Below are 15,729 nucleotides of genomic sequence, written 5' to 3'. Positions count from 1 at the left end.
GGAATGAACGTTTCGGTAGAACGGCTGCGGGTCTGGTTGCTGGCGGGTGCTGGCTTGCTGGTGATCGTGATCGCCTCTTTTCTGGGATATGCCCACTACCGGGCGCATCGGTTTCTGACGAATCTGCCGAAGAAGCTGGGGGTGAATGTTCGGCGGGAGACCAACGGGTTTACTTACTCGCAGTCGGTGCAGGGGCGGACGATCTATACGGTTCATGCGGCCAAGGCAGTGGAACGTGCTGATGGCAAGGTGACGCTGCACGATGTGGGGATTGTGCTCTATGGACGCAAGGAGGATCGGGCCGACAGGATCTACGGGAAAGAGTTTGAGTATGACCAGAAGAACCAGGTGATCCGTGCGGATGGGGAGGTGCACATCGACCTGCAGGCACCGGAGGCAGCGGATGCGAGCGCAAAGATGGACTATGCCGCAGGAAAAGATCTGCATGCCGCGGGAGCGGCTGAGACTAAGGATGTGCGACTGATCCATGTGACGACCAGTGGGCTGGTGTTTTTGCAGAAGCTGGGAGTGGCGGCGACGGATAACGAGATTGAGTTCGAGTCTGGTGGGCTGACAGGACATGCGGTGGGGGCGGATTACAGCGCGGATACAGGCGTAGTGGTGCTGCATTCGGCCGTGCGGGTGAATGGGCTGGAGCATGACCGGCCGGTGATGTTGACGGCGTCGCGGGCGGAGTTGGATCGGCAGAATCAAAGAGCGGTGCTGACTCAGGCGAAGTATGTGGCGGTGGGCGGCAACGGAGGCGCGGGACAGACCGCGCAGGCGAGAGATGTTGTCGTGCACCTAAGGCCGGATGGAACGGCTGAGCGGATTGAGGCGGAAGGAGAGGTAACGCTGACCAATGGATTGGGCGGGACGGTGGCGGCTCCGCGAGGTGAGATGACGTTGAATGCGCAGAATCAGCCGTCGTCGGCGGTGATGCAGGGCGGGGTGAAGTACTCGGTGGATGAGCCGCTGCGACAGGCCAAGGGCGAGGCATTGGAGGCGCGGGCGACGTTCGATAAGGCGGGGCGACCGGAGCATGTGGTGACGAAGGGCGCGGTGCATTTGAGCGAGCGAGTTCGGACAGATGCGTCGTTTGAAGCCTGGGGAGAGCGTGAGTTGAACGCCGGGCAGATGGAGGTGGCCTTGTCTGCAGATCGCACTGGGAGGGCACAGTTGCGCGATGCGAAGGCTATGGGGGATGCGCGGCTTAAGGTGATCAATCCGGCTGTCAAGGGTGGGGGGACGACCAGCAGTGCGTTAGCGGGGGATGTCTTGACGGCACACTTTATGCGTGTGGGGAACGCAGACCATCTTGCGGAGGTGCATGGCGATGGGCACACGTCGATGCGTCGGGTGAATGGAAAGGAGTCGTCGATACGAGTTCGGGGGATTCGTTGGTTGCACATTTTCGGCCTGGTGCGGGAGTGGCGCACGGTTCGAACGCTGTGGGCAAAGGGCAAGGGGCGGATGAGATTACGAGTGCAATCGAGCAGGGGCATGTGGTGATGACAGAGTTACCGGTGAAGAAGCCGGGCGATTCTGCTGCGCCGGTAGAGGAGCGAGTGACAGCGGAGCGAGCTGCTTATGACGGCGAATTGGAACGGACTACGTTGACAGGCAATGTTCAGGTAAGTAATGGGACGAGTGTGTTGTGGGCGGATCGGGTGGTGACTGAGCAGCAGACGGGAGATGCTACGGCGGACGGCTCGGTGAAGGCGAGCTTTAGTCAGCTGGGCAGTGAGGCTGAGCCCGTGCATGTGCTTGCGTCGCGTGCGGAGCTGAAACATGATTCGCAGGTAGCGATATTTTATGGAGCGAGGTCTCGGGCTGAGAGTACGCCGGCACGGTTGTGGCAGGGTGCTTCGCAGGTGGATGCTCCAGTGATTGAATTTGAACAGAAGCAGAAGAGGCTGCGGGCGCATGGCGAGGGACAGGGCGCTCCCGCCGCTGTTCGTACTGTGCTGGTGAGTGTCGGGACTGGTACCAAAACGGATTTAGTAAAGAAGGGCAAGCAGGTGGGCGGCGGTAAGACCAGCGTGGTGCGGGTGATCAGCCGTGAGCTGGTTTATTCGGATGAGGCACGCAAGGCGGACTTTACGGGTGGGGTTCAGGTGGATAGTACGGATGGAAGTATGCGAGGACAGCAGGCGGTCGTTTATCTGCAGGCGGCTCCGACTAATGGCGCGAAGAAACCTGATGGTGCGGCCGGCGGATTTATGGGCGGCAGCGTGGAGAGGGTCGTGGCGAGTGGGCATATTGAGATGCAACAGCCGGGCCGACATGCGAGCGGGGAGCAGCTGGTGTACACCGCGAGTAATGGCATGTTTGTTTTGACTGGGACGACGGGGGCGTTACCGAAGGTTGTGGACGATCAGCGGGGGACCGTGACTGGTACGTCTCTGCAATTCCACACCGGAGATGAGAACGTCGTGGTTTCTAATGAAGGAGAGAGTGGCGCGGGACAACGAGTGCGCACGGAGACGCGGGTGAAGAACAAGTAATGAAGACCTTATCGACGGAGGAGATTGGCAAGTCGTACGGCGGCCGCCAGGTGGTGAAGGAGGTCAGCCTGGAGATCGAACAGGGTGAGGTGGTTGGGCTGCTGGGGCCGAACGGCGCGGGGAAGACGACGAGTTTCTACATGATTGTTGGGCTGGTGCGTCCGGATACGGGGCGCGTGCTTGCGGATGGGCATGACATTAGCCGGCTGCCGATGTATCTGCGGGCGAGGAACTATGGCATCAGTTATCTACCGCAGGAGCCTTCGGTGTTTCGCAAGCTGACGGTGCAGGACAATATCCTGGCGGTGCTGGAGGCGCAGCAGTTGAGCTGGGAGAGCCGTCGGACGCGCACGGAAAAGCTGATTGAACAGCTGAACCTGGGGCATGTGCGGAAGACTCGAGGCTATGCGTTGAGCGGGGAGAACGCAGGCGCGTGGAGATTGCGCGGTGCCTGGCGATCGAACCGGCGTTCATCCTGCTGGACGAGCCGTTTTCGGGTATCGATCCGATTGCGGTGTTGGATCTCCAGGAGATTATCTTCGGATTGAAGAAGAGCGGGATCGGAGTGCTGATTACGGACCACAATGTGAGAGAGACTTTGTCCGTGACAGATAGGGCCTATATCATCGCCGAAGGGAAGATTTTTAAGACGGGAACGCCGGGTGAACTGGGGCGCGATCCCGAGGTACGGCGAATCTACCTGGGCGAGAACTTCTCGATGGGCTGAGGATCCGCAACGTTACAACTTCTGTTGTAAGACGGAGATGCTATCTGTGCAGGGCGCGCAGCTTTTGACAGCGTTAGACTTACAGCGAGATCGAGGCAGGGCGTGTAGACTGTGGCCAAGCAAGGGATTGGCATTCTGTTTGTAATTAATTGCACAATGAGCACGAGACGTGCCAAACGGCACATCTACACCAAAGTTAAAGTAATCGAGTCGTGAGGGAATAAACGTGCTGCTGCAACCGAAGCTGAACTTGAAAGTCTCGCAACGACAGGTATTGACGCCTGGCCTGGTGCAGATGGTCAGCGTGCTGGCGCTGAACAAGCTCGAGCTGAGAGAGATGATCAACACCGAGATGGTGGAGAATCCGGTCCTTGAGGAGTTGGAAGAGTCGGTTGCCACGCTGGATGAAAGAGCGGGCCTTGAAGGGGATCGGGAGCGTTCTGCGGAAGATGTCGCTGCGGAGAGCGAGAGGGTAGAAAAGGACCCGTTCGATGAGATCGACTTCGGCAGCTACTTTCAGGATTATCTCGATCCTGGTTTTCGTACGGCCTCCAATTTTGAAGAGTACGACAAGCCATCGTTCGAGAACTTTCTTTCGCAACCGAGCACGCTGAGCGATCATCTGGCGTGGCAGTTGGGTTCGCTGACGCTGAGCCCGGAGGTTCGAGCCGCTGCGGACTTGGTGGTGGGAAATCTGAATGAGAATGGTTATCTGACGGCGAGCGATGAGGAGCTGGTGGCGGCCCTGATGCAGATGCAGGAGCCGGAGCGGTCGGAGCCGATTCCATTTGAACGGGGGACCAAGAGCCGGTCTGCGCATGTGTGGGATCTTCCGGAGACGAGCGAGGGAGAAGACGGCTCGGTGCAGGGTGAGTCGCTGGATTTAGCGGCTGCATCCGATGAGGCCGTCGGGGTGTTTTTGGCCGCGGTCCGCGAGGCGCGGAAGGTGGTGAATTTTCTTGACCCGGTGGGAGTGGGGTCGAGGGATTTGCGTGAGTGTCTACTGATTCAGATTTGCGCGCAGCAGGGTGAGGCGGCGATAGTGCTTCGACGCCATCAGATGCACGCTGCAGAGGCAGCTGCAAAAAATGGTACCGCCAGCGACGAAGATTATGGTGCAGTAGAGGTGGTTGCAACCTCCGATCATCCGGTGCGCGAAGATGTCTTTAGTATCGCGACGCACATTGTGACGAACTGTCTGCCGCTGTTGCAGAAGAAGGATATGCGCGAACTGACGCGGAGCTGCGGGCGCACGGCAGATGAAGTGAATGCGGCGGTGGACTTTATCCGCACGTTGGATCCGCGGCCGGGGCAGCGATATAACCACAGCGAAACGCGGCTGATTGAGCCGGATGTGGCGTTTGTAAAGCGCGATGATGTTTATGTCGTGTTGATGAACGAAGAGGATATGCCGACGCTTCGGTTGAATCAGGGTTATCGCAAGATGCTGCAGCAGAAGCAGACGGAAAAGGAAGTCAAAGAGTATGTGAAGGAGCGGTACAAGTCGGCGATTCAGCTGCTGCGGAATATCGAGCAGAGGAAGAACACGATTGTGCGGACTTGCGAGGTGATCGTCAGGCGGCAGCAGGAGTTTCTGGAACATGGCGTCAATGCATTGAAGCCGATGATGATCAAAGAGGTTGCAGAGGAGATTGGGGTGCATCCTTCCACGGTGAGTCGGGCGGTCGCGAACAAGTACGTTCATACCTCGCAGGGCGTGTTCGAGCTGCGGTTTTTCTTCTCTGAGGGAGTAAACGGGCCGGAGGGTGGCGATTTGCCGTTGGTGCTGCTGAAGCGCAAGGTGAAGAAGCTGATCGAGGAAGAGGATGAGCGGAAGCCGCTGACGGACGATCAACTGGCTGCTGAGTTGCAGCGGCAGGGTATTCAGGTGACCCGAAGGACGGTGGCGAAGTACCGGGAAGATATGCAGATTCCAAGCACGCACCAGCGTCGTGTACGCTGATCGTCTGCGAAAGATCCGAACCGATCGCGGGGACGAGGTGAACGTATGGACGTGGAGTACACCGGCAGACAGACAACGATTACAAAAAAACTGAAGTCACAGACCGAGGAAGGCGTGGAGGCGATTGCGAAGATCGTCGGCAACGCCGGCAGCGTGCATGTGATTTTATCCACGGACAAGTATCGACAGATCGCTGAGGTGACGGTGCAGACCAGGCATCAGAAGATGGTGGCACGGTGCGAGGCTACGGATATGATCGTCGCGTTGCACGATGCGCTGGCGAAGATTGAACAGCAGGCGATCCGGCACAAGAAGAGATACGGGACGATCAAGCGGCATCCTAAGTCAGGTTTGAAGGGAGCTGCGGCCGAGGTTGCGGCACCTGCGGCACGGAAGACTGCCGCGGTGAAGGTGGCGGCGAAGAGCAGCGCTGGCCGTAAAGCAGTGCCGATGCTGGTGCACTCTTTTCCGTCGCATTCGCCGCTTGCGGAGCCGCATGTGGTGCGCTCGAATGATTCAGTCGCGCTGCGGCCGATGTCGATCGAAGAGGCCGTGAAGGAGGCTGCATTCCGAGACCGCGAGGTGTTTGTATTTCGCGACCATGGGGGGCAGGCGATGGTGCTCTATCGTAAGCGTGACGGAAAGATGGAACTGATCGAAGTTCCTTAGAGTGAGGATCCTTAGGCCGGGGTGCTAGGATTTCTGCATGAGGAAGCAGGTCACGAAGAGTTCTGTGAAGTCATCCACTAAGACGCGCAGGAAGAGAGTCGTGGAGGTCGTGCTTCCGGAGCATCGGGGCGAACTGGTCATTTTGACTGGACTCTCGGGGTCGGGGAAGTTGTCGGCGCTGAAGGCGTTTGAGGATTTGGGGTATTACTCAGTCGATAATTTGCCGCTGGAGCTGGTGCCGAGTTTTGCGGATCTTGTGCGACAGTCCGCGGAGATCGAACGTGCGGCGCTGGTGGTCGACGTGCGCGAGGGGATGCGGCTGGACGAGTTTCCGGCGATTCTGAAGAAGGTTCGCAAGGTGCTTCCGACGCGGGTGGTATTTTTGGAGGCGAGTGAGGATGCACTGATTCGGCGTTTCTCCGAGACGCGGCGGCCTCATCCGATGGGACGCAGCGATACAGTGGTGAAGTCGATTCGAGCGGAGCGCAAGCGACTGGATCCGATTCGTAATGTCGCCGACATCGTGTTGGATACGACAAAGTTCAACGTGCACGATCTGCGGGCGCACATCAACTCACAGTTCGAGCGCGAGGAGAGCGGACGGGCTCTGATGATCTCGTCAAATAGTTTTGGGTTCAAGAATGGCGTACCTACCGAGGCTGATCTGGTGTTCGATGTGCGCTTTCTGCCGAATCCTCACTTTGTGCCGGAGTTTCGCAAACTGACTGGCAAGCATCCTAAGGTCGCGAAGTATGTTCTTCAATTCCCGCAGACGAAAGAGTTTTTGGATAAGACGGCGGAGATGTTGAAGTTTCTTCTGCCTCATTACATCAAGGAAGGGAAGAGCTATCTGACGGTGGCGTTTGGATGCACCGGAGGGCAACATCGGTCGGTCTTTATCGCGGAAGAGATGAAGAAGCGGCTGGCGGAAGAGGGATATCGGGTGAAGACCGCTCACAGGGATATGCCGAAGTAGCTGCCGCGCGCGGTCTGGCGCAATAGAATAGTAAGATGCGCAATGCGATGGAAACAACCGGGAGAGTGACGGCTTGAAGCGCATCTGGCGGTTGCTGCTGTACGTTCGTCCGTACGCGCTGTACTCAATGGCGTCGGTCGTACTGATGGCGGTGGTGGGCGCGATGGCGGCGTTTCGCGTGCTGCTGGTCAAGCCTATCTTCGACAATGTGCTGAGTCCCGATGCCTATACGCATGACGTGCTGGTGTTCCCTCATGTGCCTATTCTTGGAAGGCCGTCGAACCTTCACTTTCTGGTTCCGAGCTCCCTTCATAATGCGTGGACGGTGGTGGCGTATGCGCTGGTGGTCTCTGCGCTGGTGAAGTCGGTATGCGACTACGCGGGGACGTATCTCGTGAACTACGCAGGCTTCGGAATGATTACCGATCTGCGGAACGACCTGTACAACGCCGTGCTGCGACGTTCGGTCGGCTTCTTTCAGAAGCATACGACGGGGACTTTGTTGTCGACGCTGATCAACGATATCGAACGGGTGCAGACGGCGATGTCTAGTGTGCTGGGGGAGTTTCTGCAGCAAATCTTCACGCTGATTTTCATGATCGGTGTGGCGATTTTTTACGGTGGGAAGCTGGCCTGGGTGCTTCTACTGTTCGTTCCTGTGGTGATTTCTTCGGCGCGGCGTATTGGGCGAAGGGTACGGCAGACGACGCGCAAGGGACAGGACAAGCTGGCAGAGATACAGAACATTCTTCACGAGACCATCACGGGCAATCGAATCGTCAAGGCTTTTGGGATGGAGTTGTGGGAGATGAATCGCTTTCGCCGCGCGGCGCGGAGGTTGTTCAGCGCGAATCTGCGGTCGGTTAGCGTTCAGGCGATCAGTTCCCCTTTGATGGACGGGCTCGGCTCGGTTGCGATTGCTTTACTGTTGCTGCTTGGCCGCGACCGCATCAAGAGCGGTTCGATGACGATCGGCTCGTTTATTTCTTTCCTGATCGCGGTGTTTACGCTGTACGATCCCGTTCGGAAATTTGCGTTGTTTTACAACAGCTTTCAGCAAGCGCTCGGAGCGAGCGAAGAGATCTTCAAGTTTATGGACGCGCAGGACGATGTTCAGGAGAAGAAGCGTGCGTTTGTGTTGAAGGGGTTCAGGGAGGAGATCCGTTTTGAAGAGGTAGGCTTTGCTTATGAGAGTGACGGCGAGGTGAGGCAGGTTCTGCATGGAATCAATTTGAACGTGCGGCCCGGTGAGGTCATTGCGTTCGTAGGTCCGAGCGGCGCGGGCAAGTCTTCTCTAGTGAACCTGATTCCTCGTTTTTTTGATGTGAATGAAGGAAGGATCCTGCTGGATGGGCATGATCTGCGCGACGTGACGATCGCTTCTCTGCGACAGCAGATCGGGAAGGTGACGCAGGAGACGGTGCTGTTCAACGATACGGTACGGAACAACATCGCTTACGGTCAGCCGGATGTTCCGATGAGTAAGGTGGAGGAGGCGGCGCGGATGGCGCTGGCGCATGAGTTCATTCTCAACATGCCCGACGGGTATAACACAATGATAGGCGAGAAGGGGACTCGGCTGAGCGGGGGAGAACGTCAGAGGCTGGCAATTGCGCGGGCGATTTTGAAGAACGCCCCGATCTTGATTTTGGATGAGGCGACATCGGCGCTCGATATGGAGAGCGAACAGTTTGTGCAGGCCGCGTTGGCGAATTTGATGCAGGGCCGGACGGTGTTTGTGATCGCTCATCGACTGTCGACAGTGCGGCGAGCCTCTCGGATCGCGGTGATCGAAGGTGGGCGGATCACGGAGATCGGCACGCACGACGAGCTGATGCAGCACTCGGGGACCTATCGGCGGCTTTACAACATGCAGTTCAGTGAGGACGATGTTGTGCCGGTGGGTAGCAACGAAACTGCGCTACCGGTGGGGCTGGAGGGGATCGCGTGAGGAGTATTTATTCGATGACTGGGTACGCCAGTCTTCGCGGTGCAGTGCGCGATAGCATCTCTTTCACTTTGACGATGAAGAGCGTGAACCATCGGTTTCTCGATCTGCATCTGCGGTTGCCAGCGTCCTGCGATGGGCTGGAGGTGCAGATGCGGAGGATGTTGAAGGAGAATCTGAGGCGGGGGCATATCGAGGTAACGCTACAGTTGGAGCGCAGGGCGAATGTTGAGATCCAACTGAACACGGGATTGCTGGAGGCTTATGTGCAGGCGTTTCGCGAGGCTGCTTTGACGCATGGCGTGTCGAGCGATCCGGACTTGAATGCGATGCTGCGCATACCGGGTGTGATGAGTACTGAGAGCGTCGCGGGTCCGGCTGATATTGAGGGGCTTGATGCAGCGGTGCTCTCGCAGATCGTGCCGCTTGTAGCGAAGCTGAATGAAGGGCGGGCTCAGGAAGGAGCGATGTTGTCTGCTGAACTCGAGGCTTCGATGCTGCGGCTGCAGGCTTTTGGGGAAGAGATGGCTGGGCTAAGGAACGGCGTGCGCGAGGTGCAGTTCGAGCGGCTGCGGAGTCGGCTGATGGAACTGACGCAGGGCGTTCCGGTGAGCGAGGAGCGGCTGCTGACTGAGGCAGCGGTGCTGGCGGAGAAGAGCGATATCGAGGAGGAGATTGTTCGGTTACGGACGCATGTGGAGCGCTTTGTGGCGATGCTGGAGGAGGGCGGAGAGTTGGGCAAGCGGTTGGACTTTCTGCTGCAGGAGCTGAACCGCGAGGCGAATACGATGTTGTCGAAGACCAGTGGAGCAGCGGGCGAGAATAGCTTGCGGATTACGGAGTTGGGACTCGAGATGAAGGCTGAGATCGAGAAGGCTCGGGAGCAGGTTCAGAACATCGAGTAGTTCTTGTGAGTTCGGTTGTTAGACTGGCAGAGACAAATTGATTAGGTGATTGAGGCGCATGGCAGGAATTCTTTTTATCATTTCGGCGCCTTCGGGTTCGGGGAAGTCGACGCTGGTGAGTCAGCTTCGGACGTTGGTGGAGGGGTTGGACTTTTCGATTTCGTATACGACGCGGGCGCCACGGGGGTCGGAGACGGATGGCCGGGAGTACCACTTCACTACCCGGGAGGAGTTCGAGCGGATGATCGCAGCGGGTGACTTTCTGGAGTGGGCGGAGGTCTTTGGCAACTACTACGGGACGGCGATGTCGGCGCTGGGACATGCGAAGGACGCGGGTAAGGACCTGTTGCTGGACATCGATGTGCAGGGCGCGGTGCAAGTGATGAAGAAGATGCCGCAGGCTGTGTCTATCTTCATTCTGCCGCCAAGTCCGCAGGTTTTGGAGATGCGGCTGCGCAACCGAAGCGAGGCCGAGCATGTTACCTCTGAGAAGGTGATTCAGAGTCGGCTGGCGGAGGCTCGGACTGAGTTGAAGCAGATGTGGGACTACAAGTATGCGCTGGTGAACGATGTGCTGGACCAGGCTGTGGCGGAGTTGCGGGCGATTGTTTTGTGCGAGCGCGGCGAGCGGGATGGGGTGCAGGTGCTGGCTTCGAGCTGCAGAACCGATGCTGCTTCACCTCGTCTGAAGAACGCATTGAGTACCTTTCACGATTAAGGACGTTTTATTCACTACGAATTGTGTATGGCTTTTCGCCGGGGTGAGTTATAACTTCTGCATCGGGGTGAAACGCATGACGATTGAGAATGCTTTCCACAATAAATACAGTCTGGTCAAAGGTGCGGCGCGACGTGCGCGGCAGCTACAGTCTGGCGCCTCTCCTCTGATCGTGGCCAAGTCGATGAAGGCTTGTCGCGTGGCGCAGGACGAGATCAAGCAGGGACACGTGAAGTTTGTTCTGCCGGAGAAGGTTGTAGAGCCTGCTCTTGATGTTCCTGTGCACTAAGCGCGATACCATAGAGCCATGGCAGGTGAAGCAGAGCAGCAGCTGCGGGCTTACGTGGAATATCTTCGCGATATGGGCGTCCATGACTTCTATCGTCAGGGCGAGCCGGTGTATGCCGAGGCTGCTTCGTTCGCCGCTGTCGACGCTGTCACTGTCGTCGAGGATGTAGTTGCAACGCAATCGTTGCCGACGAAGCCGTCTGTTGTGGAGCGTCAAGTTGCTTCTGTTCCAATTGCTGTTCCGGTTGCGCCTGGTCCAACTGCCTCTGTCCCAAGTCGACCACAATTTCTGGAGCCCCCTATCGCGAAGCTTGTGAGTTTCGATGATCTTGTTCCCCTGCCTGCGACCCGGGTGGACGCGGCGCATAAGGCTGAGGCGCTGATTGGAATCAAAGCTGAGATTGGCGATTGCACGCGGTGTCCGCTGGCGTATGCGGGCCGGCGGACGATCGTGTTCGGCGATGGCGATGCCAATGCGCGGTTGATGTTTGTTGGCGAGGGGCCGGGGGCGGATGAAGACGCCTCGGGGATTCCGTTCGTCGGGAAGGCCGGGCAGCTGCTCAACAACATGATCCAGGCGATGGGCCTCAAGCGCGAGGAGGTTTACATCGCCAACATCGTGAAGTGCAGGCCGCCGGCGAACCGGGTTCCTGAGCCGGTGGAGGCCAATACCTGCGACGAGTTCCTGCTGCAGCAGATCGATGTGGTGCAGCCGCAGGTGATCGTAGCGCTGGGGTCTACGGCGGCGATGTACCTGCTCGGGGTGAAGCAGTCCCTGAGCGCTCTGCGGGGCAGGTGGCATAGCTGCAGAGGGGCGAAGCTGGCGGTGACCTACCATCCGGCGTTTCTGCTGCGGGATCCGCGGATGAAGGGTGACGCGTGGAAGGATCTGCAGATGGTGATGGGGGAGATGGGGTTGAAGGGCGCGACGCGAGGCTGACAAAGCTGTAATCCTTTGGGAAGTGTGGGGGCACCCCCCTGGGGGGTATCTCCGCGCAAGTTGTTTATTTATAAGTACTTGAATTTTTAGGCCTCTTCCAAAATTGTCTAAACAAAAGGGTTACGGGTAAATTCGTCTTTGCAAAGGGCTTACGGATTTAATGGCGAAAAGCCCGGCTGCATGCCGGGCCTTTTTTCTTCTCTTTCTTTATTTTACCGGATTAGGGATAACTCATACGCCACACGCATCTCGTTGATTGTGGATGGTTTTGGCTGTTTCGGGGCTTGACAGCGAATTTCTGGACTCTTGTGACCTTCTCCGCTGAGCGTTGATGAGATACCGGGATCTCTTGACCGGGCAACGAACGATGATGCTGTGCGCTACTCAGGTCGAGATGGTGTGGTGTATGAGCTGAGGCTTGTACGCATTCAACGCAAAGCTTTTCAAGCTGTCGGTTGAAGTGAAGTGGGTTGGGGTTGGGGCTTCCTGCGGAGGGTGGCGGCGGAGATCAGGGTGATGACGAGGCCGACGGGGAAGGGTTCTATGAAGGTGTAGAGGGCGTTGACGAAGGGATTCTCGTAGAGCTGCTGCGAGTGGCGGATGGCGGCGACTTTGGCCTGGATGGCTTCGGGGGTGCCGGGTGTGGATTGAACCTTCTGGATTTGGTGAGCGAAGTAGCTGTCCATGAAGCCGTGGAGAAAGTTGAAGTAGATGATCTCCCACGTGACGACGTAGAAGACGCAGGAGATGAGGGTGATGCCGATGCCGATGGTGAAGGCGCGGCCGAAGGTGATGGCGCCGTTGGCGAGGTTATCCCGGTAGGAGCGGATGCCGAAGAAGACAAGGAGGAAGGAGAGGATGATGGCGGTGTAGCCGAGGTAATAGCCTTTGTTGCCGTGGTTGAGGTCGCGGAGGAAGGGGACGGTGCCGCACATCATGACGGAGGAGAGAACGCCGGAGATGATGCCGAAGGTGAGGATGGTCTTCTTCATTGGAAGGCTCCTGTGGGGTGACTTGGAGACACTTTGCAAGGTGGAGGCTGTGTTTGTCGTCATGCTTTTGGGTGATTTTGGGGTGGGTAGGGGAAATCATGTTTTGGGGTGAGGGTTTAGAGCAGTTTCACTGTCACTACGGCCAATCCTAAGGTATGCGAGTGTCGTTTTGTTTGGGAAACTGTAGTGAGTCAGTTTGATGTGAACGACTCAACTTGCCGAAAGCCGACTTTGTAGGCACAACGGGATAGTTTCCGGATAGCCGGTAAGAAGTGCCTCCCATCGTGAAGATCGGCACCCTTGTCGATGATCGAATGCGCCCGGCTTTAAGGATTGCGTATCGCCCCAGCCATTTGCAGACCTTATACTCCTGAGTTAAGGGACGTATGTCTAAGCTGAAGCTCGCGGTGCCGGCTCTCCTTTTCGTCGGGTTTCTTCTTCCGTCTTTTGCGCAAGACGCACCTGCATCCATGTTTGCCAGGCAGGTGGAGCACGATATTGTGGCTCTGTCGTCTCAGCCATCCGTGGGTGCATGGCAAGAGCTCCACCCCGACGAGAAGCTCGAACTGATGCATTACAACGGTAGCAAGGATCACTATGCAGACGATCTTCGCCTGGATTTTGACAGTTGGTGCGCAGCGTCGCCTAGCCGGTCGCCTTCAACTTTCGGACGCGTCGCCTTGTTTTTTTGCCCAGCGTGAAGGCAGGCGCGTTGCCGCCCCTGCCCAGCCCTGGACACGCGTCCATCAAGGAAGGCTGCCGGATGCAGGCGCTCCATTACACCGCTTCGCCTGAAATCCCGGCGGAGGACCTTGTTCGCGAACTCTCCTCTGTATGGGGCACACCAGATCGAAGCCAAGCCAGTTCGGGGAAAGAATACGGTCATCCGGAGAACATCTACGGTGACTTTGCCGTTTGGAAACATGATGGGGTAAGTGCTCGATTGAGCTACTTATATACGCTGGAAGGAGTAAGCGCACAGCGAACCGGCATAATGCTCTATGTGAAACGTGACGCGCTTCCAGCCGCACCATGCTCTGAATGCACGAGTTCTTTAATGTATTCGCTGAATAGCGATCTGACTCCGTTTTTGCAGAAAGCCGCTCAGATTGCCGCCCAAGATCCTGCGCTTACCCGGCAGATTGTCGCATGGGCGGGTCAGATGCACAATCCAAAATGGGTGGTGGACCCTGCTCTTGCGCGTAACAATCTCGGGAAATGGTTGGAAGTGGCCAAGCAGCGATCTCCTCATCAGAGAGCGGCTGCGTTGCTGCTCGCAGACCTCTATGTGGAAGGCACCCATTTGGATTATGTTGCGAAGCCTGATGGGCCTATTGACCAACATCCCGAATTCTACAAGGGGCTTGGAGCGGAGTATGACAAACAAGGAAACTACCTTAACAATTTCATTAAACAGGCAGAGAAGATGGATCAAGGCGGAGAAGTGAGCGAGCTGGCGGCCCTCTGGACCGTGAGTGGAGAGTGTCCCGGTTTCGACAAGCGTCCCTGGCCCGATCTTGCGACTGAACACGTTGAAAGCTTTCTCTCGCGTTTTCCTTCGGACCAGTGGACTCCCTATGTCAACTTCGCGCTCGCCAGGGCTCATAGTGCAAAGCTGCTCTGGACCTACCCAGGTGGGAGCACAGATGATTATAGTACCGAGGGTTCCCCGCTCTCACCCGCGGGGAAAGAGCACGAGCGCGCCGCCGCTATTCAATACTTCAAGGCGTTCATTGACGCCAGGCCTGGCGGTCGTGAGGGCGCGTTCGCATGGCTGGAAGCGTGGCGGTTACTCGCGGGCCTTCCACCGAGCAGGATTGGTTGGGGTTGCACTGGTGAGTAGAACGTAAACGAACGCCGATGCACCTCCGCGCAGGTTAACTGGCCGATGCCTGACTGCTCTTCCTGATTGCCTACCGAAAACGGCCATTGCACCTGAAGCCTAGGGTACAGCGAGAGTGAGACGGCTCTAGGGGAGGAGGCCTAGTTGTTTGCCTAGCTGGACGGCCTGGGTGCGGCGCCGGGCGCCGAGTTTGTCGAAGGCTCGGCTGCAGTGGGTTTTGACGGTGTTCTCGCTGACGAAGAGGCGGTCGGCGATCTCGCGGTTGCTGAGGCCCTGAGCGATGAGGGTGAGGATTTCGAGCTCGCGGGGGTGATGCCGAGGGCGTCGAGCTGGACCTGGTTGAGGGTGAAGGTGGCCGGTGGGGCTGGTTCGTCTGGCGCGGCTGGTTCGGCTGGCGCGGGCGATGAGGACGCCGCCGACGAGGCCGAGAATGAGGACATGGCTGAGGACGTGGAGCTTCATGGGGGTTGGGTGGATTTTACTGCGGTGGCCGATTCGAGGGAGAGTCGCGATGCGGGACCCGGGGGACCAATGCCTTGCGGGGGCATTTACGGTGGGGTGATGCGGACGGCGTTGGCTCGGCAGGAGCGGATGGGGCCGCATGGGGTTGGGTGGGCGCTTTTGTCGAGGCAGACCTCTACGGCGGTGAGGTAGTTGTTGCCGCAGCTGATGGCGAGGCTGGCGGCGGGTATGCGGGGGTTCGCGGTCTGGAAGGAGTCGATGAGCTGGGCGGGTGTGAGCGAGATGGGGTGATCGAGTTGGGCTAGCGTCGGCGGGATGGTGACGGCGTGGTATGCGGTGCGGGCGAGGGTGAAGAAGGCGTCGGGAGAGAGGCCGGAGCAGGTGCCGTGGGTGCGCCACTCGTGACGAAGGAGGCCGGGGTCGGGATAGATGTCGCTGTAGGCTGAGGGGTCGCGTGGGCCGGAGGCGGTGGAGCAGTTTTGCGGGTAGCCGCCGCTGGTGTTCTGGGGCCAAAGGCCGTGGAGGACGAAGGCGGGGTGCTGGGCGCACTCGGTTGCGTTGGGATGCGAGTGGCAGAACTCGGGGGACCAGGAGAGGTTGAGGAGGTAGTAGTCGAAGGGCTGGGTGGCGGTCGCAGGTTCGATCGTCTGCGCACCTGCTGCGGTGGGGCGAGGGGTAGGCTCAGGCGTTGGCCGAGGGGGCGGATTGCAGGCGGCGAGGAGAAGAAGGATCAGAAGCGAGGGTGCGGCTTTCTTCTTCATAGTGGGAGAAGGATAGCGTTTGCGGAGGGA

14 protein-coding genes and 1 pseudogene are annotated in these 15,729 nt (G+C 58.1%); 12 read left to right on the top strand and 3 right to left on the bottom strand.

All coding sequences use genetic code 11. The features are described 5' to 3' along the window. Positions 1-3: 3 nt before the first annotated feature. The 11 genes and pseudogenes from RBB80_RS31840 to RBB80_RS31790 all read left to right on the top strand — a co-directional run bounded on the left by RBB80_RS31840 (position 4) and on the right by RBB80_RS31790 (position 11,641). Entirely contained in the window at positions 4-1,512 is a 1,509-nt protein-coding gene (locus tag RBB80_RS31840; RefSeq protein WP_433966100.1) for a hypothetical protein, read from the top strand. Next, positions 1,452-2,507: an LptA/OstA family protein gene (locus RBB80_RS31835; RefSeq protein ID WP_433966099.1), complete on the top strand. Its 1,056-nt coding sequence runs from the start codon at positions 1,452-1,454 to the stop codon at positions 2,505-2,507. The genes RBB80_RS31840 and RBB80_RS31835 overlap by 61 nt, the downstream gene beginning before the upstream one ends. Next, positions 2,507-3,234: pseudogene (gene lptB / locus RBB80_RS31830) on the top strand (LPS export ABC transporter ATP-binding protein). The gene RBB80_RS31835 and the pseudogene lptB overlap by 1 nt, the downstream one beginning before the upstream one ends. A 226-nt stretch (positions 3,235-3,460) precedes the next feature. Beyond that, a complete protein-coding gene (gene rpoN / locus RBB80_RS31825) occupies positions 3,461-5,197 on the top strand; it encodes an RNA polymerase factor sigma-54 (RefSeq protein WP_433966098.1) in 1,737 nt (578 codons plus the stop codon). Between the two features lie 45 nt (positions 5,198-5,242). Further along, positions 5,243-5,866: a ribosome hibernation-promoting factor, HPF/YfiA family gene (gene hpf, locus RBB80_RS31820; RefSeq protein WP_433966097.1), complete on the top strand. Its 624-nt coding sequence runs from the start codon at positions 5,243-5,245 to the stop codon at positions 5,864-5,866. A gap of 37 nt (positions 5,867-5,903) precedes the next feature. After that, positions 5,904-6,842 carry an RNase adapter RapZ gene (gene rapZ / locus RBB80_RS31815; RefSeq protein ID WP_433966096.1) on the top strand — a complete coding sequence of 313 codons (939 nt, stop codon included), beginning with the start codon at positions 5,904-5,906 and terminating at the stop codon, positions 6,840-6,842. 73 nt (positions 6,843-6,915) lie between these two features. Continuing rightward, positions 6,916-8,793 (top strand): ABC transporter ATP-binding protein, encoded by a 1,878-nt coding sequence (locus RBB80_RS31810; protein WP_433966095.1) that lies wholly within the window; start codon positions 6,916-6,918, stop codon positions 8,791-8,793. A 14-nt stretch (positions 8,794-8,807) separates the two neighbouring features. Continuing rightward, positions 8,808-9,695, top strand: coding sequence for a YicC/YloC family endoribonuclease (locus RBB80_RS31805; protein ID WP_433966094.1), 888 nt, complete (start codon positions 8,808-8,810; stop codon positions 9,693-9,695). Between the two features lie 58 nt (positions 9,696-9,753). Then, on the top strand, positions 9,754-10,413 hold the full coding sequence (gene gmk / locus RBB80_RS31800) for a guanylate kinase (protein WP_433966093.1): 660 nt from the start codon (positions 9,754-9,756) through the stop codon (positions 10,411-10,413). A 76-nt stretch (positions 10,414-10,489) separates the two neighbouring features. Further along, on the top strand, positions 10,490-10,702 hold the full coding sequence (rpoZ, locus tag RBB80_RS31795) for a DNA-directed RNA polymerase subunit omega (RefSeq protein ID WP_433966092.1): 213 nt from the start codon (positions 10,490-10,492) through the stop codon (positions 10,700-10,702). Positions 10,703-10,720: 18 nt separating this feature from the next. Next, positions 10,721-11,641 carry a uracil-DNA glycosylase gene (locus tag RBB80_RS31790; protein ID WP_433966091.1) on the top strand — a complete coding sequence of 307 codons (921 nt, stop codon included), beginning with the start codon at positions 10,721-10,723 and terminating at the stop codon, positions 11,639-11,641. 443 nt (positions 11,642-12,084) lie between these two features. Here RBB80_RS31790 and RBB80_RS31785 read toward each other — a convergent pair whose 3' ends face one another. After that, positions 12,085-12,633: a DUF4199 domain-containing protein gene (locus RBB80_RS31785; protein WP_433966090.1), complete on the bottom strand. Its 549-nt coding sequence runs from the start codon at positions 12,631-12,633 to the stop codon at positions 12,085-12,087. Between the two features lie 763 nt (positions 12,634-13,396). Here RBB80_RS31785 and RBB80_RS31780 point away from each other — a divergent pair. Further along, positions 13,397-14,476, top strand: coding sequence for a hypothetical protein (locus RBB80_RS31780; protein ID WP_433966089.1), 1,080 nt, complete (start codon positions 13,397-13,399; stop codon positions 14,474-14,476). 126 nt (positions 14,477-14,602) lie between these two features. Here the strand turns inward: RBB80_RS31780 and RBB80_RS31775 are convergent, their stop codons facing one another. Together RBB80_RS31775 and RBB80_RS31770 are read right to left on the bottom strand one after the other, a co-directional pair. After that, positions 14,603-14,938 (bottom strand): response regulator transcription factor, encoded by a 336-nt coding sequence (locus RBB80_RS31775; RefSeq protein ID WP_433966088.1) that lies wholly within the window; start codon positions 14,936-14,938, stop codon positions 14,603-14,605. Between the two features lie 86 nt (positions 14,939-15,024). Continuing rightward, positions 15,025-15,699, bottom strand: a complete 675-nt coding sequence (locus RBB80_RS31770) for a ribonuclease T2 family protein (protein ID WP_433966087.1) — start codon at positions 15,697-15,699, stop codon at positions 15,025-15,027. Positions 15,700-15,729: the final 30 nt, after the last annotated feature.

The organism is Tunturiibacter gelidiferens (genome assembly GCF_051013345.1).
In the GTDB taxonomy this organism is placed as follows: domain Bacteria; phylum Acidobacteriota; class Terriglobia; order Terriglobales; family Acidobacteriaceae; genus Edaphobacter; species Edaphobacter gelidiferens_A.
This window is presented reverse-complemented; position numbering and strand designations above follow the sequence as displayed.